Annotated in this window: 21 protein-coding genes; 16 read left to right on the top strand and 5 right to left on the bottom strand. The window is 67.6% G+C overall.

The features are described 5' to 3' along the window. The first annotated feature begins 18 nt into the window (after nucleotides 1–18). From IFT67_RS00105 to IFT67_RS00085, 5 genes are read left to right on the top strand one after another with little or no spacing between them, the layout of a single operon-like run. Nucleotides 19–291, top strand: a complete 273-nt coding sequence (locus tag IFT67_RS00105) for a hypothetical protein (RefSeq protein ID WP_192144566.1) — start codon at nucleotides 19–21, stop codon at nucleotides 289–291. Continuing rightward, on the top strand, nucleotides 288–728 hold the full coding sequence (locus IFT67_RS00100; protein ID WP_107962542.1) for a periplasmic heavy metal sensor: 441 nt from the start codon (nucleotides 288–290) through the stop codon (nucleotides 726–728). The genes IFT67_RS00105 and IFT67_RS00100 overlap by 4 nt, the downstream gene beginning before the upstream one ends. Further along, nucleotides 725–1,285, top strand: coding sequence for a sigma-70 family RNA polymerase sigma factor (locus IFT67_RS00095; protein ID WP_192144565.1), 561 nt, complete (start codon nucleotides 725–727; stop codon nucleotides 1,283–1,285). The genes IFT67_RS00100 and IFT67_RS00095 overlap by 4 nt, the downstream gene beginning before the upstream one ends. Before the next feature lie 56 nt (nucleotides 1,286–1,341). Further along, entirely contained in the window at nucleotides 1,342–3,162 is a 1,821-nt protein-coding gene (locus IFT67_RS00090; RefSeq protein ID WP_192144564.1) for a copper resistance system multicopper oxidase, read from the top strand. Next, a complete protein-coding gene (locus IFT67_RS00085) occupies nucleotides 3,159–4,316 on the top strand; it encodes a copper resistance protein B (protein ID WP_192144563.1) in 1,158 nt (385 codons plus the stop codon). Before IFT67_RS00090 ends, IFT67_RS00085 begins: the two co-directional genes overlap by 4 nt. 137 nt (nucleotides 4,317–4,453) lie before the next feature. Here the strand turns inward: IFT67_RS00085 and IFT67_RS00080 are convergent, their stop codons facing one another. The 3 genes from IFT67_RS00080 to IFT67_RS00070 are packed head-to-tail and all read right to left on the bottom strand — an operon-like array spanning nucleotide 4,454 to nucleotide 9,587. After that, the gene (locus IFT67_RS00080) at nucleotides 4,454–6,220 is read right to left on the bottom strand and encodes a DUF885 domain-containing protein (protein ID WP_192144562.1); all 1,767 of its coding nucleotides are present in this window, start codon (nucleotides 6,218–6,220) and stop codon (nucleotides 4,454–4,456) included. 2 nt (nucleotides 6,221–6,222) lie between these two features. Continuing rightward, on the bottom strand, nucleotides 6,223–7,242 hold the full coding sequence (locus IFT67_RS00075) for an Ldh family oxidoreductase (protein ID WP_192144561.1): 1,020 nt from the start codon (nucleotides 7,240–7,242) through the stop codon (nucleotides 6,223–6,225). Further along, nucleotides 7,239–9,587 (bottom strand): glycoside hydrolase family 127 protein, encoded by a 2,349-nt coding sequence (locus IFT67_RS00070; protein ID WP_244647109.1) that lies wholly within the window; start codon nucleotides 9,585–9,587, stop codon nucleotides 7,239–7,241. The genes IFT67_RS00075 and IFT67_RS00070 overlap by 4 nt, the downstream gene beginning before the upstream one ends. Nucleotides 9,588–9,850: 263 nt before the next feature. On the opposite strand from IFT67_RS00070, the gene IFT67_RS00065 reads away from it, so the two are divergent. Continuing rightward, entirely contained in the window at nucleotides 9,851–11,128 is a 1,278-nt protein-coding gene (locus IFT67_RS00065; protein ID WP_192144560.1) for a DEAD/DEAH box helicase, read from the top strand. Between the two features lie 49 nt (nucleotides 11,129–11,177). Here the strand turns inward: IFT67_RS00065 and IFT67_RS00060 are convergent, their stop codons facing one another. Together IFT67_RS00060 and IFT67_RS00055 are read right to left on the bottom strand one after the other, a co-directional pair. Beyond that, on the bottom strand, nucleotides 11,178–13,238 hold the full coding sequence (locus IFT67_RS00060; RefSeq protein ID WP_192144559.1) for a TonB-dependent siderophore receptor: 2,061 nt from the start codon (nucleotides 13,236–13,238) through the stop codon (nucleotides 11,178–11,180). Beyond that, complete coding sequence (locus IFT67_RS00055) at nucleotides 13,238–15,724, bottom strand: PepSY domain-containing protein (protein ID WP_342450514.1); 2,487 nt, start codon at nucleotides 15,722–15,724, stop codon at nucleotides 13,238–13,240. The genes IFT67_RS00060 and IFT67_RS00055 overlap by 1 nt, the downstream gene beginning before the upstream one ends. 339 nt (nucleotides 15,725–16,063) lie before the next feature. Between IFT67_RS00055 and IFT67_RS00050 the strand changes: the two genes are divergently transcribed. The 10 genes from IFT67_RS00050 to uraD are packed head-to-tail and all read left to right on the top strand — an operon-like array spanning nucleotide 16,064 to nucleotide 25,736. Beyond that, nucleotides 16,064–16,336 carry a hypothetical protein gene (locus IFT67_RS00050; RefSeq protein ID WP_192144558.1) on the top strand — a complete coding sequence of 91 codons (273 nt, stop codon included), beginning with the start codon at nucleotides 16,064–16,066 and terminating at the stop codon, nucleotides 16,334–16,336. Next, nucleotides 16,333–17,673, top strand: coding sequence for an AtzE family amidohydrolase (locus tag IFT67_RS00045; protein WP_192144557.1), 1,341 nt, complete (start codon nucleotides 16,333–16,335; stop codon nucleotides 17,671–17,673). Before IFT67_RS00050 ends, IFT67_RS00045 begins: the two co-directional genes overlap by 4 nt. Then, nucleotides 17,670–19,007: an NCS2 family permease gene (locus tag IFT67_RS00040; protein ID WP_192144556.1), complete on the top strand. Its 1,338-nt coding sequence runs from the start codon at nucleotides 17,670–17,672 to the stop codon at nucleotides 19,005–19,007. Before IFT67_RS00045 ends, IFT67_RS00040 begins: the two co-directional genes overlap by 4 nt. Further along, complete coding sequence (locus tag IFT67_RS00035; protein WP_192144555.1) at nucleotides 19,004–19,915, top strand: 5'-methylthioadenosine/S-adenosylhomocysteine nucleosidase; 912 nt, start codon at nucleotides 19,004–19,006, stop codon at nucleotides 19,913–19,915. Before IFT67_RS00040 ends, IFT67_RS00035 begins: the two co-directional genes overlap by 4 nt. A 1-nt stretch (nucleotide 19,916) precedes the next feature. Beyond that, a complete protein-coding gene (locus tag IFT67_RS00030; protein ID WP_192144554.1) occupies nucleotides 19,917–21,500 on the top strand; it encodes a gamma-glutamyltransferase family protein in 1,584 nt (527 codons plus the stop codon). Further along, the gene (locus IFT67_RS00025; RefSeq protein ID WP_192144553.1) at nucleotides 21,494–22,861 is read left to right on the top strand and encodes a Zn-dependent hydrolase; all 1,368 of its coding nucleotides are present in this window, start codon (nucleotides 21,494–21,496) and stop codon (nucleotides 22,859–22,861) included. The genes IFT67_RS00030 and IFT67_RS00025 overlap by 7 nt, the downstream gene beginning before the upstream one ends. Then, a complete protein-coding gene (gene pucG / locus IFT67_RS00020; protein WP_524539091.1) occupies nucleotides 22,848–24,086 on the top strand; it encodes a (S)-ureidoglycine--glyoxylate transaminase in 1,239 nt (412 codons plus the stop codon). The genes IFT67_RS00025 and pucG overlap by 14 nt, the downstream gene beginning before the upstream one ends. Beyond that, nucleotides 24,083–24,958: an allantoinase PuuE gene (gene puuE, locus IFT67_RS00015; protein ID WP_192144551.1), complete on the top strand. Its 876-nt coding sequence runs from the start codon at nucleotides 24,083–24,085 to the stop codon at nucleotides 24,956–24,958. Before pucG ends, puuE begins: the two co-directional genes overlap by 4 nt. Then, nucleotides 24,955–25,335, top strand: coding sequence for an oxalurate catabolism protein HpxZ (gene hpxZ, locus IFT67_RS00010; RefSeq protein ID WP_192144549.1), 381 nt, complete (start codon nucleotides 24,955–24,957; stop codon nucleotides 25,333–25,335). Before puuE ends, hpxZ begins: the two co-directional genes overlap by 4 nt. Beyond that, entirely contained in the window at nucleotides 25,332–25,736 is a 405-nt protein-coding gene (gene uraD, locus IFT67_RS00005) for a 2-oxo-4-hydroxy-4-carboxy-5-ureidoimidazoline decarboxylase (protein WP_192144547.1), read from the top strand. Before hpxZ ends, uraD begins: the two co-directional genes overlap by 4 nt. The last annotated feature ends 49 nt before the right edge of the window (nucleotides 25,737–25,785 follow it).

Below are 25,785 nucleotides of genomic sequence, written 5' to 3'. Positions count from 1 at the left end.
AAAGATCCGGAGCATGCCATGAAAGATCCTGTCGACGCCTGCCTAGCCTCGATGGCCGCCACGCCGATCCCGGCCCGGTTGTCGTCGATCGAGACCGATGTGTTTGCCGCGATCGACAACGCCGCACGCGAGGATGCCGGACGACGCAGCATCGGCAGGCTCTCGATCGGTGCAGCACTCGCACTCGGCCTGGTAGGCGGCGGCGTGGTCGGCGGCACCGTCCAGCCTGCGATCGCCGGCCCGATGAGCACCGACTCGCTGGCCCCGTCGACATTGTTGCTCGGCCGATGACGGCGGCGGTGCGGCGCAATCTGCTGACGATGCTGCTTGCATTCCTGGCGGCACTCGCGGGTGTCGTGATCGGTTGCCGGATCATGCTGCCGCACGGCCATCGCGGGTCGGAGATCCACGCGCTGATCCACGCGAACATCGAACTCGATGCGCGGCAGGATGCTGCAATCGACGCGCTCGAAGCCGATTTCTCGGTCACCCGGCAACGCTACGAGGCGCAGCTTCGCGCCGACAACGCGCACTTGGCGTCCGCGATCGCCGAAGAGCATGGCAATGGGCCAAAGGTCGCCGCCGCGATCGACCGGTCGCATCACGACATGGGGGAGCTGCAGAAGGCGACGCTCGCGCATGTCTTCGCGATGCGGCGGGTCCTCCGTCCGGACCAGGCCGCGACCTTCGACACGGTCGTCGTACGGGCGCTGACCTCGGCCCCGTGAGCGCCGACCTCGATGCACTGGCGGATCCTGACCTCGTCTCGCTGTATCTGGCGACGCGCGCGCAGCCCGTGTTCGCGACGATCGTCGTGCGACACAAGCAGCCGCTCTACCGGCTGATCGTCGCGCAGGTCCGTGACGCCGACGAGGCTCTCGATCTGGTCCAGGAGACGTTCGTCGCCGCGCATGGTGCGCTGGCCCGGTTCGATACGACGCGGTCGCTCCGCGCGTGGCTTGCCCGGATCGCGATCAACAAATGTCGCGACTGGGCGCGGCGGCGGCGCGTCCGGAACTTCCTGTCACACATCCTCCCGCTGCACGCGACGCGCGATGTCGTGGACGACACCGTGAACGTCGAAACCGCGGCAATCGGTCGCGACACGCTGGCGCGGACGCTGGACGCGATCGGTCGGCTGCCCGCGGCGCTGCGCGAACCGCTGCTGCTGTGCACGGTCGAGGACCTGAGCCAGGCCGAGGCGGCGGAGGCGCTGGGGATCAGCGTGAAGGCGGTCGAAACGCGGGTCCGGCGTGCGCGCGCTGCACTTCCGACGTCCGCTTGAGGGCAGTGGAGCCGGGCCGCGTATACTCAGCATGACACTCACGCGTAAGGCCCAGCATGATTGACCAAGATCGCCGCCGTTTTCTTCGGAACGCGGGATGGGGTGTCGGCGCACTTGCGGTGCCGTGGCTGCCGGCCTGGGCGCAACCGGTGACGGCGGGGACGACGACGCCGTTGCCGACCGTCTCCGGCGATACGATCGCGCTGAAGGTCGCGCACCAGATGATGACGATCGACGGCAAGCCCGCGCACGGAATCGGTATCAACGGCACCGTGCCGGGTCCGCTGATCCGCCTGCGCGAAGGCCAGACGGTAAAGCTCGCGGTCACCAACGATCTCGACGAGGAAACCTCGATCCACTGGCACGGCCTGCTCGTGCCGTTCCAGATGGACGGCGTGCCGGGGATCAGCTTTCCCGGCATCGCCGCGCGCACGACGTTCACGTACGAGTTCCCGCTGATCCAGTCCGGCACCTACTGGTATCACAGCCACTCGGGATTGCAGGAGCAGATGGGCCATTACGGTCCGATCGTCGTCGATCCCGCGGGCACCGATCCGATCGCGTCGGACCGCGAGCACGTCATCCTGCTGTCCGATCACAGTCCGCTGCATCCGCACGCGATCTTCAAGAAACTGAAGCAGCAGGGTGGCTATTTCAATTACCAGAAGCAGACGCTCGCCGGGTTGCTGAGGGGCAAGGATCAGCCGCTGAAGGACCGCACGATGTGGGGCGGGATGCGAATGGACCCGACCGACGTGTCCGACGTCACCGGATCGACCTACACCTACCTCGTCAACGGGCACGGCCCCGCGGATAACTGGACCGCGCTGTTCCAGCCTGGCGAGCGTGTCCGGCTGCGGATCGTCAACGCATCGGCGATGACGATCTTCAACGTGCGCATTCCCGGCCTCAAGCTGACGATCGTTCAGGCCGACGGTCAGAATGTGAAGCCGGTCGCGGTCGACGAGTTCCAGATCGCGGTCGCCGAAACCTACGACGTGATCGTCGAGCCGGCCGCACCGATCGCCTATACGCTGGTTGCCGAGGCTTGGGACCGGTCGGGCCTGGCACGCGCCACACTGGCACCACGCGTGGGAATGATCGCCGCCGTCCCCGCGCTGCGTACGCGACCGCTCGCGACCATGAAGGACATGGGCATGGGCGATATGGCGGGCATGTCCGGGATGAAGGGTATGGAACACCACGCGGCACCCGCCAGTACGCCGGCCGCGACGTGCCTGCCCGAACATGCGGCGATGGGGCACTGCACGCCCGACGAACCGATGGGCGAAGGCGGGATGGCCGGCATGAGTCACTCTATGCGCGATTTCTCCAACGCACCCGGGTTGCCGAAAACGCCGACCGTCCAGACGGTGGCGCCAATGCCGATGGATCGCACCGGTGAACCGCCCCAGGGACTTGGCGACGTCGGCCATACGGTGCTGGTCTACAGGGATCTGGTCGCGCTGGAGCGCAATCCCGATCCGCGCGCGCCGTCGCGGCAGATGCGGATCCACCTGACCGGCAACATGGAACGCTATATGTGGGCGTTAGACGGCGTGAAGCTGAACGAGGTCAAGGCACCGATCCCGTTCCGTGCGGGCGAGCGCGTCCGTGTGACGCTGGTCAACGACACGATGATGGCGCACCCGATCCACCTCCACGGGCATTTCTTCGAACTGGTGACCGGACACGGCGACCACGCGCCGCGCAAGCATACGATCAACGTCGCCCCCGGCGGCACCGCGACGTTCGATCTTACCGCGGACGCGATCGGCGACTGGGCGTTCCACTGTCATTTTCTCTATCATATGCACGCCGGGATGATGCAGGTCGTCACGGTTCGAGCCTACGACGCACCGGGAGCAGCGGCATGAAGACGCTCCTGCTGACCGTGCCGATCCTTTTGGTCGCAACGCCCGCAGCGGCGCAGATGCACGACATGGCCGGGATGAAGATGCCCGGCATGACGATGCCCGCGAAGGGGAGCGCAAAACCGGATGTAAAACCGCACGCGAAGCCGAAGGCGGCTGCGAACGCCAGGGCGGTTGTGAAGGCCAAACCCTCGGGGAAACCGAAACCCATACCGCGAAAGACTCACGCCGAGGTCGCCAAGCCGATGGCGATGCCCGGCATGGACATGACGGCGCCGGCAGGACCACCGAGTTCGACATCGGCAGCGCCCCTGTCCCACGCATGCCTGCCTGAACACGCGGCGATGGGGCATTGCACGCCTGCCGCACCGTCATCCGAGCCGGCACCGGTAGCGCCCTCCGGGACCGATCAGGCCGCCGGTGACGCACCGCCCCCCGCCCCGCCCACAACGCTCGCCGCCGCGCGGTTCTACGATCCCGCGACGATGGCGACGGCCAACCGACTGATGCGCGACGAGCATGGCGGCATGCGGCTCAGCCAGGTCATTTTCAACCTCGCCGAGGTGCAGGTCCGGAACGGCCGCGACGGCTATCGCTGGGACGGCGAAGGCTGGTTCGGTGGCGACATCCACCGCCTGGTGGTCAAGACCGAAGGCGAGGGCAGCTTTGCCGACAGGGTCGACAACGCGGAAGTACAGCTGCTCTATTCGAAGGCGCTGGATCCCTATTGGAACCTCCAGGCCGGCGTCCGCCAGGATCTCGGCGCAGGTGCCAAACGGACCTATGCCGTGGTCGGCGTGGAGGGACTCGCGCCGTACTGGTTCGATGTCGAAGGTACCGTCTTCCTGTCGGACAAGGGTGACGTGCTCGCGCGAGGCGAGGCATGGTACGACCAGCGCATCACGCAACGCGCGATCCTCCAGCCGCGCGTCGAACTGAACTTCGCCGCGCAGGACATGCCGGGCAGCCGGATCGGCGCTGGGCTATCGACCGCCGAAGTCGGTCTCTGCCTCCGCTACGAGATCAAACGCGAGTTCGCGCCCTATGTCGGCGTATCGTGGGAGCGTCGCTACGGCGCGACGGCACGCTTCGCTCGTGCCGATGGCGACGACACCGGCGGCATCGCGCTCGCGCTGGGGGTTCGTGCATGGTTTTAAGCGCGGCGGCGTTTCGGTTTCGAAGATTGGAGCATCGGAGCCGCACGCGAACGTCGAACAGCTATCTCCCATGCGGAACAGCGAGCACTCAACCACTACATAAAACGCAGTAGTGCCGGGCAAACCTTGCCGCGCACTCACTCCTCGTCTGGATACGGCCCCTTCCCGCCTTCCGCGATCAACTGATCCGTGCGCGCTTCGATGACCGGAACCGGCACCGATCCCATTTCGAGCATCGCGTCGTGGAACGCGCGGATGTTGAACTTCGCGCCGAGCTTGTCCTGCGCCTTTTTCCGCGCCGCCTGGAACGCCATCTGCCCCATGTAATAGGACAGCGCCTGCCCCGGCCACGCGATGTAGCGGTCCACCTCGGTCTCGATCTCGTGATCCGACAGCGCGGTATTGTCGTGTAGATAGTCCTGCGCCTGCTTCCGGCTCCAGCCCTTGGCGTGGATGCCGGTATCGACCACCAGCCGTGCGGCGCGCCATGCCTGATAGCTCAGCATCCCGAACAGGTCGTAGGGCGTCTCGTACATCCCCATGTCCTCGCCGAGCGTTTCGCAATACAGCGCCCACCCCTCGCCATAGACGGACAGATACGTGTCGCGCCGGAACGCCGGCAGGGCCTTGTTTTCGGAAGCGAGCGGCATCTGGAACGCATGCCCCGGTGCGCTCTCGTGCAGCGTCAGCGCGACCTGCGAATAGAACGGCCGCGACGGCAGGGCATAGGTGTTGACCAGATAGATGCCCGGCCCACCACGCCCGCCGGTATAGAACGGCGCGATGTCCGCGGGCACCGGCCGAATCGCGAACCGGCTGCGCGGCAGGTGGCCGAACCACTGCGATGCCTTGCCGTCGAACGTCTTGGCGATCCACGCAGCGCGGTACAGCAGCTCGTTCGGCGTCTTGGGATAGAATTGCGGATCGGTGCGCAGGTGATTGAAGAACGCCTGCAGGTCGCCCTGGAACTTCACGCTCCGCATGACACCGTCCATCCGCGCGCGGATCTTGGCGATCTCGGCAAGCCCGAGAGTATGAATCCGCTCCGGCGTGAGGTCCTGCGTGGTGTATTCGCGGAGCTTCGACTGGTAATAGGCCTTGCCGTCGGGGAGGTCGTACGCCGCCAGCGCCTCACGGGCATGCGGGATGTAGTCGGTGCGCAGGAACTTCAGCAGCGTCGCATAGGCGGGCACGACCGCCTGCGAGATCGCCGCCGCGCCCTCGGCCCTCAGCGCAGCCTGGTCGGCGGCAGGGATCGTCGAGGGGAATGTCTTGAACGGCTCGTAGAACGGCGACTCCACCGGCGTCTTCGCCTCCGCGACCTGCGCAACGCCGATATCGCGCCCCGTCAGAGTCACTCGCGCCGGTGTGAACCCGCGCGCGAGCCCCGCGCGCATGTTGCCGGTCTGCTGGTCGAAATAGCGCGGGATTTGCCGCATCATCGCGATGTAATTTCGATAGTCCTTCACCGACTTGAAATTGCCGCGCGCGCCCTCGGCGACATCGCCCCAGAAGCTCGTGTCCGCGGTCAGCGGCTTTTCGTAGTCGCGATAGCGTTGCTCGGCGAGCAGGGTTTCGATCTGTTGCGCATAGACGGCGTAATTGACACGGTTGGCCGGCGAGAGGCTGGCGGGCGCGATCGCCGCCAGTTGGCGCGACACGTCGGTCCAGCGCGCGAGACGGTCGGCCTGCGCCTTGGGGCCAACGTCCGGCAGGCGGGGCGCGGCGTTCGGGTTGTCCTCGCCCTGCGCAAACTGAAGTTGCCGCCACGCATATTCCGACGTGTAGAGTGCCTTGAACCGCGCATCCGCAGACGTCGCCGCCGCAGCCGCCTTTGGAGCCTTGGCCGGCATTGCCGCCCCCGCCGTGGAGCCTAGCGCAAGCAACAGGATCAGAGCCTTCATCGTCATTCTCCTGGAACCAGCGCCATGATGTCGCGGTACAGTGCGGCGGGTATAACCACGCCCTCGGTCAGACTCCGCGCCCGCGCCGCGTAACGCCGCTGCGACGGCAGGCGCGCGCCCTGCCCTTCGATCGCGCCGAACATCGCTTCCGCACGCGCGAGATGCTCGGTCACGGCACTGCCGAGGAACCCGGCGGGATCGATCGCGATGATCAGCTCGCCGCCGATCGGCGACCCGCCACGTGCCGCGTCCGCCTCGAGCGACTCCCGGCTGGTCATGTCGCCGATCAGCGGACCCGCGAGCAATTCCACCATCGCCGCCAGCGCCGAGCCCTTGTGCCCGCCGAACGTCCGCATCGCGCCGTTCAACACCGCCGCCGCCTCGGTGGTCGGCTGCCCATCTGCATCATAGCCCCAATCGTCGGGCACCGCCTTCCCCGCGCGCCGATACAGTTCGATCTCGCCGCGTGCGACCGCACTCGTCGCAAAGTCGAACACGAACGGTTCGCGCCCCGGCCGCGGCCAGCCGAACGCGATCGGATTGGTCCCGAACACCGGCTGCGTGCCACCGGCCGGCGCTACCCAGGCATGGCTCGGCGTGACCGCGAGTGCGACGAGGCCATCCTGCGCCAGCGCCTCGACCTCGGGCCACAACGCCGCGAAATGCACGACGTTGTTGAGTGCCAGCGCGGCGATCCCGTACCCTTGCGCCTTCTTCGCCAGCAGCGGTCGGCCGCGCTCGAACGCGAGTTGCGCGAACCCGCCGCCGCCATCGACGCGGACCAGGGCTGGCGCCGGTTCGCTCACCGCCGGATCGGCATCGACCGCGACGACGCCCTTCGCGATGCTGTTCGCCGCGACCAGCAGGCGGTAGATGCCGTGGCTCGCGCAGCCATCGCGCTCGCCCGCGACCATCGTCTCCCCCACCGCTTCGGCATGCGCGCGCGACAGCCCTGCCCCGAGCAGGACTTTGCGCGCCAGTGCCCGCACCTCGTCGAGCGTCATCCGCACGTCTTCGCTCATACGGCGGCACCCGGCTTGGTGGTCACGATCCGCACACCGAACACGGGCCCGGCGGACGATCGATCATGCGGCACGAACCGCACCTTCACGCTCGCCTTGCCGTTCGTCAGTGCGACCGGCAGCGGATAATCCACATCGAAGAACTTGCCCGGCTTGTCCGCCTGGAGATGTTGCGTCGCGACCTTCACATTGTCGACCAGAATATCGAAATCGCGCGCGCGTTCGTCGCCCCAATAGGTCGCCTGCAACACCAGCGGCCCTGCGCGGGTCTTCATCGCGAATTCAAAGAAACCGCCCGACCGCGCATCACGCCCATTCCGCCCGCGATAGCTGACCGGATACGAAATCTCCGACGTCAGCGCATGATCGCGCTCGGGCTGCATCTCGCCCAGATGCATCACGTCGACCGACCGTGCGGCGATATCCTTCAACCGCGCCTGTTCGGTCAGGAATGCCGCCTCCTCGGTCTTCCACGCGGTCTCGCTGAACCGCTTGAAATATACCGCGCTGCGCCGGTCGTACTGGCTGTAGAACGGGACGAAGTTCAGGTCGCCGGGCCGGATGATCCCGTGCGTCGCGTAGGTCGCGTCGCCGGTCGCGGTCGGCGTGAACGCGGCGAGCAGGTCCGCACCGACCATCGCCGGATCGGCTCGCTCCCACCTCACGTTGGTCGATCCGAGATCGGCCGCCATCACCATCGGCCCGCGCAGCACCGCGACCGTATCGACGTCGCCCGGCGCGCTCTCCAGCCGCAGGTCGAGCGGCACGCTGATCGCGACGACGTCGCCGGCCTTCCACCGCCGCTCGACGACCGCATAGCCCTTCGCGATCACCGGCACGACCGTGGTGCCGTTGACCGTCACCGTCGCGCGCCCGTTCGCCCAGCCCGGCACGCGCAACGCGATCGGAAAGCGGCCCGGCCTGCCAAGCCTGGTCAGGGTCAGTCGCGATTCCGGCTCGTAGGGATAGCGCGTGTCCAGCGTCAGCACCGCGCCGCGCGCCTTCCACCGCCCCTCCGCCGGGATAAAGAGATTGACCAGCAGCGTATCGCCGCCCTCCCAGAAGATCGCCTCGCCGTGTTTGGCATGGCTCTCCATGCCCGTACCGACGCAGCACCAGAACGCGTCGTCCGCCGGTGTCGAATACTCGCGCGCCGACCCCGTCATTAGCGGCGTCATATAGGTGAAGCCCGCATTCTTCGGGTTCTGCGCGGCCATGATATGGTTCAGATGCGCGCGCTCGTAATAGTCGAACATCGCGCCGTCCGGCGCCCAGCCGTATAGCTGCTGCGTGAGCTTCAGCATGTTGTAGCTGTTGCAATGCTCGCACGTCTGTTCGGTGATGTGCGTGGCGATGCTGTCGGGTTCGGAGAAATACTCGCGGTCGGCATTGCCGCCGATCACATAGCTGTGGTGCTGCGTGACGGTATTCCAGAAGAACCGCGCGGCATTCGCAGGCGCGGGCTTGCCGGTCAGTTCGTGGATCCGCGCCAGGCCGATCAGCTTCGGCACCTGCGTGTTGGCATGGAAATTGGCCAGCTTGTCCTCACCCGCGACCATCGGATCGAGCATCTTTCGATCGTAGAGCCGTTCCGCCACATCGAGCCAGCGACGATCCCCGGTCCGCGCCGACAACTCGGCGAAACTCTCGTTCAGGCCGCCATATTCGCACCCCAGCAACTGCTGCATCTGCGCATCGTCGAGGGCTGCGAACACCCTTGCGAAATACGCACCGAGTCCGGTCGCGACAGCCAGCGCCTGCGTGTTGCCCCACGCCGCGTGCACGTCGAGCAACCCCGCAAACACCTTGTGCACCGTATACAAGGGCGACCACGAGCCGTTGAGATCGAACCCGCCCGACTTGATCTCACCGCGCATCACCTCGGGGAAGATCTCCTCGCCATCGACGACCGTCCCGTCCTTACGCTTGCGCCCCAGCGCGCCGATATACCCCGTCCCGCGCTTGGCCTGCGCCCGTGCCAGTTCCGCGACGACGTACTCGGCCCGGACACGACATTCCGCGTCACCGGTCTGCGCATGCATCAGAACCAGCGCGGTCAGGTAATGGCCTAGCGTATGCCCGGCGATCGTATCGCTTTCCCATCCGCCGTACAGTGGCGCCTTGGCGGGAAGCCCGGCATAGACCATGAAATTGTGCAGCAGCCGATCCGCGCTCAACCGCAGCAGATACGCGCGATTGACCTCGACCGCGGTCGCGTAGACGGATGGTCGCAATCGTACCGCGGACAGCGGCAGGGGCTTGGCCCGCGACGGCAACAGCGTCGCCATATCCTTGCCGAACGCCTGTTCGCCCACCGACAAGAGCGCCACGGCCGTCGTCCCCATCAACACATCCCGGCGGCTCGCAAGCATAATCATCTCCATTCGGATATCGTATACTATACATTGAAGTGCGGGGTGCAAGAGCCGACTTGCCAGCTTGGCCCGAGCATAGCCCGCCTGACGCTCTCCGTCAGCGCAGACCTCAGCCTGCCAAAACAGCATTCCACGTTGACGCAGTGCAGCATCGCACCTAACAGCCCGCGCTCGCCAATACGCTAAGCCTCACGAGGCGCAGCCTAGCTCAGCGCTGGAGGCGCCGCGTGACAATGACCATGACTTTCGCCGATCTCGCCCTTGCGCCATTTTTGCTGCAGGCGCTCACTGAAGAGGGCTATGTCAGCCCGACACCGATCCAGGCGCAATCGATCCCGATGCTTCTGCAGGGTCGCGACATGCTCGGTATGGCGCAGACCGGCACGGGCAAGACCGCAGCGTTCGCGCTGCCGCTGCTGCACCGGCTTGCTGCCGATCCTCGGCCTGCACCCAAAAATGGAGCCCGCATCCTCGTTCTCGCGCCAACGCGTGAGCTGGTGTCGCAGATCGCCGCCGGCTTCGAGAACTTTGGCCGCCATCTGAAGCCGCGCGTGACGACGATCTTCGGTGGCGTCAGCCAGTTCCACCAGGTCAAGGCGCTCGGGGCTGGCGTCGACATCATCGTCGCGGCACCGGGCCGCCTGCTCGACCTGATCGACCAGGGCCTGTGCGACCTGTCGCAGCTCGAGGCGCTGGTGCTCGACGAGGCGGATCAGATGCTCGACATGGGCTTTGCCAAGCCGATCGAGCGGATCGTCGCGACGCTGCCGGCGGATCGCCACACCTTGTTGTTCTCGGCGACGATGCCGAAGTCGATCGCCGCGCTGGCCGAGAGCCTTCTGAGCGATCCGGCAAAGGTCGAGATCGCCCCGCCATCGACCACCGTCGACCGGATCGAGCAGTCGGTGATGTTCCTCGATGCCGCCGACAAGAAGGCCGCGCTGCTGGCCCTGTTGCAGACGCCGGACATGGGTCAGGCGGTCGTCTTCACGCTGCAGAAGAACATCGCCAACGAGGTTTGCGCCTTCATCGGCGAGGCCGGCATCACCGCCGAAGCGCTGCACGGCAACAAGTCGCAGGGTCAGCGCGAGCGCGCGCTCGACGCCTTCCGCGCCGGGACCGTGCAGGTTCTCGTGGCGACGGATATCGCCGCACGCGGGATCGACGTCGACACGGTGACGCATGTCTTCAATCACGACCTGCCCAGCCTCCCGGAAAGCTATGTCCACCGGATCGGCCGGACCGGTCGCGCAGGCCGCAGCGGTTTTGCTATCACGCTGTGCGACGCAGAACAGCGCGCCTGGCTGCACGACGTCGAGCGCGAGATCGGTCGCACCCTGACCGTGCAAGACGATCACGAATGGCATTGCGAAGTGGCGCGCCACTCGACCAAGCGCGCGCCGGTACTGGGCGGTGGCCCGGTCAAGCAGGTCAAGCCGACGAAGGAGCGCGTGCGCAAGGTCTGGACCGAGGAAGAGAAGATCGCCGCGCGCATGGCGGCGATGGCGTAATACGCTCTTCGGCGGCCATTCGAGCTGCGGCGCCTGCCGTAGCAGGCCGTTAGATCTCGACCGCGAGGCGAACCGATACGGTACGGGGTGCGCCCGGATAATTGGTCGTGCGCGCCACCGGCTGTTCGATGTAGAACGTGTCCGCGACGTTCCGGACGATCAGGCCGAGGCGGTAGCGGTCCGCGATCCGGTAGTCGGCGGTCAGGTCGACGCGCGTATAGCCCGGAATGCTGTAGGTGTTGGCAAGGTCCCCCTCGCGCTCGCCGACACGCGTCGCACCCGCGCCCAGCATCATACCTGCCAGCGGGCCATTGGCGACGCGATAGGTGGTCCACAGGCTGGCGCTGAATTCGGGTACGCCGCGTAGACGGTTACCGACCGCGATCACGCTGTCGCGCGTTACCGTCGCATCGAGATAGCCGGCGCTGGCGATCATTCGCCAGCCCGGCAGTATCTCGCCGCTGAGGTCGATCTCGGCACCACGCACGCGTTGCTGCCCGGTCACCACGACGAAGCCGCTATTGTCGGGATCGGCGCTAGACACGTTGTTCTTGGTGATGTCGAACACCGCGGCGGTGGCGATCAAGCGGCCGTCCGCCGGGGTCAGCTTGATGCCGGCCTCGTATTGGCGGCCGGTTTCGGGCGGGGCAGAGCCGCCGCCGAAGATGCTGGCGCTACGTGGCCGGAACGAGGTCGACCAGTTGCCGTACACCGCGAGCACCGGGTGCGGATGCCAAACGAGACCAAGCCGCGGCGATGCGCGCCGGCCGTTCTCGACGGTGCGGGCGCTGTTGTCGACGGTCGTCTGGTCGACATCGTCCCAGCGCACGCCCGCGAGAATGTCGATCGTGTCGCCGATGCCGATCTGGTCCTGGACATAGCCTGCGCGGTAGCGCGCATCGACCGCGATCGTCCTTGCCGGCACGAATGCGCCGGGTTGCGCGTCCTGGACCGGGTTGGCGATGCTGATGCGCGCCAGCGTCGCGCGTGCCTCGCTGGTGTCGCGGTGTGCGTCGACATATTCGAAGCCGGCGAGCAACAGATGCTCCAGCGGACCGGTGCGGAAGCGGACCAGCGCCTCGCTCTGGCTGGTGGTCGCAGAGACCTGCTGGACCTGCTTCACGCCGCGACGCAGAACGAACAGCCCGTCGGTGCTGAGACCGGTGAAGTCGGCGACCGTCCGCCCGCTGTCCCCCGACTGGCGCGAGACGATCTGGCGCAGCGTCAGCCAGTCGGCGACGTCGTGCTCGATGCGACCGCGGATGGTGTGCGAGCGCCCGTAGTTCTTCGACCAGGGCTCACCGAAGCTGCGCCCGACCGGGCCCGCGACGGTGTTGCCGACGACGACCAGGCCGCGGTCGCCCGGGCTGGCCTGATAGGTGTAATCATAGTCGATATCGGCGCGCGTCTTCGTACCGGGACGCCATGCGAGCGTCGGCGCGAAGAAGACGCGGGCGCCGTCCGCCTGGTCATCGCGAAAGCTGCCGGTCTCCTGCCCTGCCATGCTGACGCGCGCGGCGAGCGTGTCGGTGAGCGGCCCGGTCACCGACAGCTGTCCCCGCCGCAACCCGAAATCATTGGCCTGCACCGCCGCCTCGAGTCCGAATTCCTGCGAAGGGCGGCGGGTGACGATGTTGATCGTGCCGCCCGGCTCGCCGCGCCCGTAGAGCACCGATGCGGGGCCCTTCAACACCTCGACCTGCGCGACGTTGGCGAGATCGCGAACCGTCTCGGTGAAGTTCTGCGCGGGGCTGAGCAGGATGCCGTCGATCGCGTAGGAATTCACCTCGAACCCGCGCACCATGAACAGCTCGGAGCGATTGCCCTGCGTGCCGCCCTGCTGGACGTTCGACACATTGGCGACCGCATCGCCGAGCCGCGTGATCTGCTGTTCGTCGATCACTTCGCGCGGGATCACCTGGATCGCCTGCGGGATATCCTCGATCCGGGTCTGCGTGCGAGTGGCCCCGGCTGCCTGCTCGGGACGGACGCTGTGGCGACGCCCGGTCACCAGGATCTCGTCGAGCAGCGAGCCGTCCTGCGCCGCGGCTGGAAATGGTGCGAGCGCGGCAAGGAGACTCGAGGCAAGCAAGGCGTAACGGACGTGCATCAATAGATATCCCGACGGTACAAGGAGGTGGCGATCATCGTCTCGACACGATCGTCGCCGAGGATCGCCCGGAGTGCGGCATCGACTTCGCTCGCCATCCCGGCGAGACTGCCGCAGACGTAGAACGCGGCGCCGCGGTCGGCCCAGTCGACGATCCCGGACGCGTTCTCGGAGAGCAGGTGCTGGACGTACCGACCGCACTCGGCGTCGCGGGAGAACGCGCGATCTATCCGGGCGAGCGTCCCACGGCCGAGCAGCCCATCGAGTTCGTCTGCGAACGGCCGGTCATGGCCTGCGCTGCGTTCGCCGTAGAACAGCCACGCGGCGCCGCCACCGGTCCGCGCACGGTCTCGCAGATGCGCCATCAACCCGGCGAGCCCGGTCCCGTTGCCGATCAGTACGAGTGGCGTGGCCGGGTCCTCCGGCGCGGCGAACCCGGGGTTCGCGCGGATGCGAACCGGGATCGGATCGCCGATCGCCGCGATCTTCGTGAGCCAGCCCGAGCCGATCCCCAGCCCGCCATCCGCCGCAGGACATTGCCGCACGAGCAGCTCGACCATCCCGGACGCTGCGATCGATGCCACCGAATAATCACGGTGCGGCAGCGGTTTCAGCGCGTCGGGATCGACCATGCCATCCTCCGGCAGGATCGCGGTGGCGAGTGCGTTGCGCAACGCGGCATCGTCGGTCGCATCGCAGGCCGCGAGCACGCGGTCGATCCGCGCGGGATCGTGGCGCGGCTGGATTTCTGCGATCGCGCCCGGTGTCCAGTCGGCGTCGGCCGGCGCGGCCAGGACGACGCGGTAGACCGGCGCACCCGGGCTGCCCGGATTGACCAGCGTGCGTTCGACTAGCGGCCACGGCGCATAGGCGGCGGGCTGCCAGTCGGACTGTGCGGCATCGGCACCGATCGCGTGCAGCTGTTGCTGCCAGTGGCGCTCGCCGTCGGGATCGTCGCCGTCGAGCTCGACCAGGTCGAACAGCCGCCGCGCGCCGCTGGCATGCAGCCACGCATCGACGCGGTGGCCGAACGCGCAGAAATCGACATATTCGCGGTCGCCGAGCGCGAGCAACGCATAGTCGACGCCCGACAGATCGGCAGGCATCGCCATGACCGAGCGCTCGAACGCGTGCGCCGAATCGGGTGCATCGCCCTCGCCATAGGTCGCGACGACGAACAGCACGGTGCCGGCTGCACGCAGATCGGCAGGCGACACCGCCGCCATCGCGCGCACCGTCGCCTGCGGGAACGCGGCGGCACTCAGCCGCGCGAGCCGCTCCGCACCGCCGGTCTGCGAGGCATGGACGACCAGGACGCCCGTGCCGTCCTCCGCCTGTCCAGACGTCATGACCGCCGCCAGCGCACGCTTGCTGCGGCGGCGCGCGAGATACAGCAGAAGCCCGGTCACCGTGAACAACGGCATCGTCAGGCTGGTCAGGAACAGCGCGATACGCCCCGGCAGCCCGAAGAATGCCCCTGTATGGAGCGGATAGATGTTGGTCGCGATCGTCTCGCCGATGCTGCGGTCGTCATAGCGATCCGTTTTGAGCGACGCGCCGGTGGCGGCATCGAAGCGCAGTTCGTCGGTCATCCGGTCGAACCGCGCGCCTTGCGGCAGGACGCGCATCGTCACTGGCTTGTCCCCGGTCGGCAGCGTGACGACGACGCGGTCGTAGTGCGCGCCGTCGCTGCGCAGGAAACTCGCCCAGGCGGGTCCCATCGGCAGCGACGGGCTGGTCGGTACATCGTCCTTGCCGCGTTCAGCGGTGCGGCGTTCGGCGGGCGCGCTCTTGCCGGTCAGCGCATACCGCACGCCCTCGCGGTACCAGCCATAGGACCACCACAGCCCGGTCAACGCGCTCAGCAGATAGAAGGCGAGCATCCACCCGCCGATCACCGCGTGAAGCGCACGGTACAGGTTGCGCCCGGTCTTGCGCAGGTCCAGCACGAACCACGCACGCCAGTCGAGCGGATGGCGTGGCCAGCGCAGGTACAACCCCGACAGCGCGAAGAAGATCAGCGCGATCGCCGAGAACCCGGTGATCTGCCGGCCGACGCCGTTGCCCGCACCCGGCAGCGCCAGCCAGCGGTGCAGATTCTCGATCGTGCGGAAGACGCCGGCGCCGGTCGCCTTGCCCAACAACACGCCGGTACGCGGATCGATATAGCTGCGATCGCCCAGTCGCTGGCCTTTTTCGGGCGCGAAATGCACTGCGGCGGCACGCGTCGGATCGCGCTCGATCGTCACGTCCTGCACGCGCGCACCATCGCGCTGATAGGCAGCGGCGGCGGCCAGCGCGTCGGGAGACAGAGCGTTCGCACGTCCGGTGGGCGCTGCGATTCTGACGACACCGGGACTGAGCGCTGCCATGATCTCGTCCTCGAACGCCATCCCGGCGCCCGTGACGCCCATCAGCGCGAGAACGAACCCGGCCGTGATGCCGAGGAACCAGTGAACCTGGAACAGGGCGCGCCGTACGGTCACGTCGCGGCGTACCGGTTTAGAACTACAGACTGCATACACCCCCGATTCACGAGCGGGCGTTAGCAGTTATTGATATTGGTTCTCAACCGCAGATGAAGATTTTTTCACGATCGTCCGTATCAGGGTGACGAGGTTGCAACGTTCCACCGCTCGCGAACGGGGGTGCGCTCATTTTTGCAACGATACACGCAATTCAATGTGGTGGATCGGTCGGATCGAACCGGGCATCATGCCCGCAATGTCCCGTCCCACCCTCCTGCCGCCTCTTATAGTCGTCTCTCGAACCCCGCGAGATGGCGGATCCAGGGCGATTTCGGCACGTCTCGAGGCACATAGGCGATGACCTTGCTCTGGGTCCGGCACGTGATGCATTGCCTGTCGGGCGCGCCACGCGCCGGGCACGCGAACACCGCGACACCAAGTACATCGGCCGATCACGTCGACCAGGATTCGCTCGCCCTTCCCCGCACCGATGCCGAGATCGCGCTAGCGGCGGCGGGCATCGATCTGGTCATACCGGACGCGTGCGTGGCCGGCGTCGTCGCAAACCTCGCCCTCCTCGACACGCACGCCAGCAACTTACGCGACGGAAGCCGGGAGACCGGTCGATGATCGGCGCGGTAACCATCGCCCGCGACGTTCGTGCAGGCCGGATCACCGCGAGTGCCGTCATCGAACGCTGTCTCGCCAATCTGGAGAGCAAAGATCGTCGCCTCGGTGCGGTCACGCGCGTCCTTCATGATCGTGCGCGTCAAGAGGCGCGGCAAATCGACGACGAAGTCGCGGCGGGGCGGGATCCCGGCCCGTTGGCGGGCGTGCCGTATGGCGTGAAGGACCTGTTCGACGTCGCCGGCCTGCCGACGACCGCCGGTTCGACGATCTACGCTGACGCTGAACCCGCCCGAGCCGATGCCGAAGCGATCCGCCGGCTGCGCGAGGCCGGGGCCGTTCTGGTCGCGACGCTCAACATGGACGAGTTCGCCTATGGCTTCGCGACGATCAACGCGCGGCATGGGACGACACGCAATCCGCACGATCTCGATCGGCTCGCGGGGGGATCGTCGGGCGGATCGGCCGCAGTGGTCGCCGCCGGGCTGCTGCCTTTCGCGCTCGGCTCGGACACCAACGGCTCGATCCGGGTGCCGGCCAGCCTGACCGGTGTCTATGGGCTTAAACCGACGCATGGCGACCTGCCGATGGGCGGTGTGTTTCCGTTTGCCGAGAGCTTCGACGATATAGGCCCGTTCACGACCTCGGTCGCCGACCTTCGTCGCGTATGGGAGGTGTTGCGGGGGAGTGCCCCCGCTGACGATCCCGACCAAGAGTTTCGTGTCGGGCAATTGGGCGGTCGCTTCCTGCAAAATGCGGATCCGGACCAGCTGGCAGCGATCTCCGAGATCGCTCCCGACGCGCGCGTGGTCGACCTCCCCGACATCGCCCGAGCGCGGTCCGCGGCGTTCCTGATCACAGCGTACGAGGGCGGCACGCTGCACCGCGCGGCGCTGGCAAAGGTTGCGATGGCGTTCGATCCAGCCACCCGCGACCGCCTCCTCGCCGGAGCGCTTATCCCCCGCGCGCTCTGCGACGCCGCGCAGGACTTTCGCAGGTCGTTCGAGGCGATGATCGTCGATCTTGTCTCGGAGCATGACGTTCTGCTCGCCCCTGCCGCGCCGTGCGTGGCGCCACTGGTCGCCGATCCGCGCATTACGATCGATGGCATGCTGAAACCCGCGAGGTCGGATCTCGGCATCCACACGCAGCCGATCAGCTTCACCGGCCTTCCCTCGCTCAGCGTGCCGTTGCGGAGGCCGGGACGGTTGCCGCTAGGGCTTCAGCTGATCGGGCGGCCCAATGGAGAATCGACGCTGTTCCGTTTCGCCGCCATGCTGGAAGACAGGGGGGTGATCGGAGTGTCTCCGCCGCCCGGGGTTTGGGGAAAAGACGCATGACAGCAGCAACGGGTCGACTCGACCGGTACTTCAGCCTGACCGAACGCGGTACGTCCGCGCGCACCGAGGTGCTGGCCGGCTTCACCACCTTCCTGACGATGGCGTATATTGTGCTCGTCAATCCCGCGATCCTCGGCCAGGCGGGCATGCCGATCGCCTCGGTCGCGGCGGCGACGTGCTTTGCCGCGGCATTCGGCTCGATCCTGATGGGCTTCGTCGCCAACACGCCGCTGGCGCTGGCGCCGGGCATGGGACTGAACGCGTATTTCAGCTTCACGGTGGTGCAGCAGATGGGCGTGCCGTGGCCGGTCGCGCTCGGCTGCGTCTTCCTGTCGGGGGTCGCGTTCCTGATCCTGACGCTGACCGGCGTGCGACAGCTGATCGTCGCCGTCATCCCGATGCACCTGTTCGCCGCCGTCGCTGGCGGGATCGGGCTGTTCATCGGCTTCATCGGCCTGAAGAACGCGGGCATCGTCGTCGCCAACCCAGCGACCTTCGTGGCACTCGGCGACCTGAAGGCACCCGGCGCGGCGCTGGCCCTGTTCGGTCTGCTCCTGATCGCCACGCTCAGCGTCTGGAAAGTGCGCGGGGCGATGCTGATCGGGATCGTCGCGACCACGCTCGTCGCCTGGATCTTCGGCCAGGTCACCGTGACGCCCGCGCCGTACAGCCTGTCCGCGCTCACCGGCACCGCCTTCGCGCTCGACCTGCCGGGCGTGTTCGGTCTTAGCAGAAAGCACGGCCTCGGCCTGCTCGAGATCCTGTTCGTGTTCCTGTTCGTCGACCTGTTCGACAATATCGGCACATTGGTCGCGGTCACCAAGCGCGCCGGGCTGATGGACGCCGCGGGCCGCATCCCCGGCCTCAACCGCATCCTGATGGCCGATGCGGCAGCGACGATCGTCGGATCGATGGCGGGCACCAGCACCGTCACCAGCTATGTCGAGAGCGCGGCGGGCGTGCAGGAGGGTGGGCGCACCGGGCTCACCGCGGTCGTCACCGGCATCCTGTTCCTGCTGACGATGTTCGTCGCGCCCTATGCGCAGATCGTGCCGCTCGCAGCGACCGCGCCCGCGCTGATCATCGTCGGCGGGCTGATGCTGCTGCCACTGACCGAGGTTCAGTGGGAGGATCCGCAATCGGCGATCCCCGCCTTCCTGACGGTGGCGATGATCCCGCTGACCTTCTCGATCGCCAACGGCCTCGCCTTCGGGATCACGGCGCACGCCGCGCTGAAACTGCTGCGCGGCCAGGCGGAGCGGAAGGACTGGTTCCTGTTCCTGCTCGCCGGCCTGTTCGTCGTTCGCTTCGTCTGGATGAGTGCCGCCGCATGAAGATACTCTGCCTTGCCCTGCTCGCGATCGTCGCCACGCCCGCGGTTGCCGAACCGCTCGACGCCACCCCGCGCACCGTCGTGATGACCGCGTTCGCGCCCGAGTGGGAATCGCTCGCGCACTCCGTCGACACGCCGAAGACTTACAAGATCAACGGCCTGACCTTCCTCACCGGCACGATGGCGGGCAAGCCCGTGCTGTTGATGCAGAGCGGCGTCAGCATGGTAAACGCAGCGATGAACACGCAGCTCGTGCTCGATCGCTTCACGGTGCGGCGGATCGTGTTCTCGGGAATCGCCGGCGGCGTCGATCCGGCGCTGTCGATCGGCGACGTCGTCGTCCCCGAACACTGGGCGCAATATCTCGAAGTCTCGTTCGCCAGGAAGGCCGGCGATGGCTGGACGCCGCCCGAGACGACCGATGCGGACGCGCCGAGGAACTACGGGATGATGTTCCCCCGCGGCGTCCGCGTCGGCAATGCGGCCGAGCCGGCGCGTCGCCACTACGCCTTCCCGGTCGACCCGGCGATGCTCGCCTTGGCGCGGAAAGTCGCATCCGGCGTAAAGCTGCGGCGGTGCGTATCCGGGGATGCGAAAGCGCCCGGCTGTCTCGCGGAAACGCCCAAGATCGTCGTCGGCGGCACCGGGGTCAGCGCCGGCGTCTATGCCGACAACGCCGAATTCCGCACCTATCTGTCGCAGACCTACAAAGCGCCTGTGCTCGACATGGAAAGCGCCGCGGTGGCGCAGGTCGCCTACGCCAACGCCGTCCCGGTGATCGTCTTCCGCAGCCTCTCGGATCTCGCCGGCGGCGATGCGGGCGCGAACCAGATGACGGTGTTCATGGAGCTTGCCGCAGTCAACTCCGCCGACGTCGTCCGCGCGTTCGTCGCGGTATTGCCCAACTGACATGACGCTCGCCACCATCAGCGGTGCGAACGGGATGGTGACCGCGCCACACCATCTCGCGGCAGAGGCCGGACTTGGGGTGCTGAGCGACGGCGGCAACGCGGTCGAGGCGGCGGTCGCGGTCGCCGCCACGCTGGCGGTGGTCTATCCGCACATGACGGGGATCGGCGGCGACGGCTTCTGGCTGATCTGCGAACCGGACGGCGAGGTTCGCGCGGTTCACGGCTGCGGTGCCGCCGCAGCCAAGGCGGACCTGTCCCTCTATACCGGCCTCGACGCGGTGCCGAACCGCGGTCCGCTGGCGGCGAATACGGTCGCCGGCACGATCTCCGGATGGGCCGCGGCGCTGGAGCAGGCTGGCGGCACCCTGACCCTCGACCGCCTGATGCGCGACGCGATCGACCATGCGGAGGCCGGCGTCGCCGTCACCACGGGCGGCGCGGCGATCGCCGCCGCGAAAGGCGACGAGCTTCGCAGGCAACCCGGCGCCTATGCCGCGATCTTCGAACCCGAAGGCCGTCCCCTTCGCGCCGGTGATCGCCTGCGCCAACCGCTGTTGGCGGAGACCCTCCGCAGCCTCGCGGCGAACGGGCTCGACGATTTCTACCGCGGCGAACTCGCCTCACGGATCGCGACCGACCTCGCGGTGCTCGGCAGCCCGGTCGGACTCGCCGATCTCGCCAACCACCGCGCGACGCGGCCGGCGCCGCTGACCGTCCGCATCGACGGCGCGCGTCTCTACAACACCGCGCCACCGACGCAGGGAATCGCGTCGCTGCTGATCCTGGCTCTCTTCGATCGGCTCGCAGCGGCGCAGGGCGACGGGTTCGACCATATCCACGGCCTGATCGAGGCGACCAAGCAGGCATTCCTGTGGCGAGACCGGCATTGCGGCGATCCCGGTTTCATGACCGACGAACCGCAGGCGTTGCTCGACGACGCCGCCGCGCTCGATGCGCTGGCCGCACGGATCGACCCGACCCGCGCGCTCGCCTGGCCGCAGCCGCCACAATGGGGCGATACGTGCTGGTTCGGCGCTGCCGATGCCGAGGGCCGCGTGGTCAGTGCGATCCAGTCGACTTATTTCGAGTTCGGGTCGGGCCTCGTCCTGCCCGGCACCGGCATCACCTGGCAGAACCGCGGCAGTTCGTTCCGCCTCGCCGAGAGCGGCTGGAACGCGCTGAGACCCGGCCGCCAACCGTTCCACACGCTCAACCCCGCGCTCGCCCGCTTCGACGACGGCCGGACGATGGCCTACGGCACGATGGGCGGCGAAGGCCAGCCGCAGACCCAGGCCGCGCTGTTCACCCGCTACGCGCGGTACGGCAGCGATCTCCAAGCCGCGGTCAGCGCGCCGCGCTGGCTGCTCGGCCGTACCTGGGGCGAACAGAGCACGACGCTCAAGATCGAGGACGGCCTGCCCGACGGCCTGTACGCAGCACTCGCCGAAGCAGGCCACGACGTCGAACGCGTCGGCCCGCTGACGCCGATGATGGGCCACGCCGGTGCGATCGTCCGCCACGCCAATGGCCGGCTCGAAGGCGCGACCGATCCCCGCAGCGATGGCGGCGTGGCGGCATGGTAAGCGCCCTTCCCCCCGGCGGCGCCCGCGCCATCGCCCGCTGCGACGAACTCGGCGTCGCACCGTATAGCGACCTGCCGGACAGCCTCTACCGCGGCTATCTCACCCCCGCCTATCGCGCCGCGCTCGACCGCGTGGGGGCATGGATGGTCGAAGCCGGCATGCAGATCAGGATGGATCCCGCCGCCAACCTGATCGGGCGTTACGAAAGCCTCACGCCCGATGCGCCCGCGCTGATCATCGGGAGCCACATCGACAGCGTCCGCGACGGCGGGCGGTACGATGGTCCGCTCGGCATCATGCTCGGGATCGAAGCCGTTGCCGCGCTGCAAGGCCGCCGCCTGCCCTTCGCGATCGAGGTGATCGCGTTCGGTGACGAGGAAGGCTCGCGCTTCCCCGCCGCGATGCTGACCAGCCGCGCGGTCGCCGGCACGCTCGACGCCGCCGCGCTCGACATGGTCGACGTGCACGGCGTCTCGGTTGCCGAAGCGCTTGCCGAAATGGGCCTGGACGTCGCCGAGTACCTCACCGCCGCCCGCCCGCGCGGCGCCACGCTCGCCTATCTCGAAGCGCATATCGAACAGGGCCCGCTGCTCGAAGCGGAGGGCCTGGCCGTCGGCACGGTCACCGGCATCGCCGCGCAACTCCGCTACGAGATAACCGTCACCGGCACCGCGGGCCATGCCGGCACCACGTCGATGCCGCTCCGCTGCGACGCGCTCGCCGGCGCGGCCGAGATGATTTTGGCGGTCGAAACGATCGCGCGATCCGCGGCCTCCGATCTGGTCGCCACGGTCGGCCGCATCGAAGCATCGCCCGGCGCGGCCAACGTCATTCCCGGCAGCGTAACCTTCACGCTCGACGTTCGCGCAGGGGACGCGGCCCGACGCAACGAGGCCGCCGCGGACATCCTCGAAGCCATCCGTGTGATCGCCGCTCCCTCCTCGTTCCCCCGCGAAGGAGGGGGCCCAGGGTTACAAGCGATACCGTCCGTGGCTCCTGTTCCCCCGCCTTCGCGGGGGAACAGCGGTTTTGCGCAAGATGGTGGCGAAGGACGCAACCTCGACGTAGCGATCACTCTTATCCACGACCTCCCCGCCAGCCCCTGCGACCCCGCCCTCATGGACCTGCTGGACGCCGCCACCGCCGCCGCAGGCCAACCGATCCGCCGCCTAGTCTCCGGCGCAGGCCACGACGCGATGGTCATGGCCGCGCTCTGCCCGACGGCGATGCTCTTCATCCGCTGCCGCGGCGGGATCAGCCACAACCCCGCCGAACATGTCGACCCCGCCGATGCCGAGATCGCGCTGGCCGTCATGTCCGGATTCATCGACAGACTGGGAGCGACCCTTGATCCTGCTTGACCCCCTGTTGTTCGGGGAAATCGATCCTCCGCAGCGTCTGCTGATGGGCCCCGGCCCGATCAACGCGCACCCGCGGGTTCTGCGTGCGATGGCGGCGGACCTGCTTGGCCAGTTCGACCCCGAGATGACCGCCTATATGAACCAGGTCATGGCGCTCTACCGCCCGGTCTTCGGCACGACCAACCACTGGACGATGCTGATCGACGGCACCGCGCGCGCCGGGATCGAGGCGGCGCTGGTCAGCCTCGTCACGCCCGGCGACACCGTCCTCGTGGTCAATTTCGGCCGCTTCGGGCTCCTCCTCACCGAGATCCTCGCCCGGATCGGCGCGGTCGTCGAAACCGTCGAGGCACCCTGGGGCGAGACCGTCCCGCTAGACGCGATCGCAGCCGCCATCGAACGCACCGCCCCCAAGGTAGTCGCCTCGGTTCACGGCGATACCTCCACGACGATGGCGCAACCGCTCGAAGGGCTCGGCGCGCTATGCCGGGCGGCTGGCGCGCTCAGCTATGTCGACGCGACCGCCACCATCGGCGGCATGGAGATCGCGACCGATCGCTGGGGCATCGACGTCGTCACCGGCGGCTTGCAGAAATGCCTCGGCGGCCCGTCCGGCTCGGCCCCGATCACGATCTCCGACACCGCCGCGGCGCACATCGCGGCACGCCGCCATGTCGAGCGCGGCATCCGTCGCGACGACATCTCCGACGGCGCCGGCCCCCGCATCGGATCCAACTATTTCGACCTCGCGATGATCATGGATTACTGGTCGGACAAGCGCCTCAACCACCATACCGAAGCAACGTCGATGCTCTACGCGGCAAGGGAATGCGCAAGGCTGGCGCTCGGCGAAGGCCTCGACGCGCGCTATGCCCGCCACGCCTCAGCCGGCCGTGCCATGACCGCCGGCCTGCGCGCCATGGACCTCAGGGTCTTCGGCGATGACGCGCACCGGATGACCAACGTGACTGGCGTCTACATCCCCGACGGCGTCGACGGCGAACGCGTCCGCACCGCGATGCGCGAGCATTTCGAGATCGAGATCGGTACCGCGTTCGGACCGCTTCAGGGCAAAATCTGGCGGCTCGGCGCGATGGGCTATAACGCGATGAAGCATAAGGTGCTGCTGACCCTCGCCGCACTCGAGGCATGCCTCAAAGTTGAGGGCTATTTGCTCCCCGACGGCGAAGCGGTGAAGGCCGCGCTCGAGGCCTGGCACGCATGACTCCCGCGCGCGACCTGATCGGCTACGGCGCCACACCCCCCGATCCGCGCTGGCCCGGCGGCGCACGCGTGGCCGTGCAGTTCGTCATCAATTACGAGGAAGGCGCCGAGAACAGCGTCCTCAACGGCGACGCCGGTTCCGAGGCGTTCCTCTCCGAAATGGTCGGCGCAGCAAGCCACCCCGACCGTGCGATGGCGATGGAAAGCCTCTACGAATATGGCGCGCGAGCCGGCTTCTGGCGCCTCCGCCGCCTGTTCACCGAACGCGCGCTTCCCGTCACGGTCTTCGGCGTCGCCAAAGCGCTCGAGACGAACCCCGCCGCAGTCGAGGCGATGCTCGCCGCGGATTGGGAAATCGCCAGCCACGGCCTCCGCTGGATCGACTATCAGTCCGTCCCCGAAGCCGTCGAACGCGCGCACATCGCCGAAGCCGTCGCGCTCCATACCCGCCTGACCGGCACCCGCCCGCTTGGCTGGTACCAAGGCCGCACCTCGCCCAACACCGCGCGGCTCGTCGCGGAGGAAGGCGGCTTCGCCTACGATGCCGACAGCTATGCCGACGACCTGCCCTACTGGGTCGGCCGGCAGTTGATCGTCCCCTACACGCTGGACGCCAACGACATGAAGTTCGTGAGCCAGAACGGCTTCACGGAAGGAGACCAGTTCTTCCGCTACCTTCGCGACACGTTCGAGCAACTGCGCAGCGAAGGCGGGCGGATGATGTCGGTCGGCCTCCACGCACGCATCGCCGGCCGCCCCGCCCGCGCGCTCGCGCTCGGCAAGTTCATCGACCACGTCATCGCCAGCGGAGACGCGTGGGTCGCACGCCGCATCGATATCGCCCGCCATTGGATGGAGGTGCACCCCGCATGATGATCGACGACCCCGTCCTGCTCGCCGAAGTGACCCAGGCGTTCGAAGCCTATGAGCGCGCGCTGATGGCCGACGACGTCGCCGCGCTCGACGCGCTGTTCCACGCCGCGCCCACCACCAACCGCTACGGGGTCGGCGAAGTCCTGTACGGCATCGACGCGATCCGCGACTTCCGCAAAGGCCGCGGCGGGTCGCCCCAGCGCAAACTCGGCCGCGTCGCGATCACCGTCTATGGCGATGCGTTCGCCACCGCCGACGCCGAATTCCACCGCGAAGCCAGCGACCGCCGCGGCCGCCAGACGCAGGCCTGGGTGAAGTTCGCCGATGGCTGGAAAGTCGTCTCCGCGCATGTCAGCCTCGAAGGGACGACGCATTGACCGCCGCGGAAGCGTTCGTCGCGCGCCATGCCGCCCTGTTCGAGCACTCGCCCTGGGTCGTCGAACGCGCCGCCGAACGGCTCCCCTTCACCGACGTGCACGCCGGACTGATGGCCGCGGTCCACGCCGCAAGCCCCGAAGACCAGCTCGCCCTGATCCGCGCGCATCCCGAACTCGCCGGCAAGGCCGCGATCGACCGCACGCTGACAGCGGCCTCGACCGCCGAGCAAGCCTCTGCCGGTCTCGACCGCCTGACGCCCGCCGAGTTCGACCGCTTCCAAGCGCTCAATACAGCCTATCGCGACCGCTTCGACTTCCCGTTCATCATCTGCGTCCGCCTGACCGACAAGGCGGGCATCCTCGCCGCGATGGAGCAACGCCTTAGGGTCAGGACCCATTGATGTGAGAGGCGCGATCTGATTCAGGCTCCGTGAGGAGAGCGTGGATGAG

This window comes from Sphingomonas sp. CFBP 13728, from assembly GCF_014841895.1.
Lineage (GTDB): Bacteria > Pseudomonadota > Alphaproteobacteria > Sphingomonadales > Sphingomonadaceae > Sphingomonas.
This window is presented reverse-complemented; position numbering and strand designations above follow the sequence as displayed.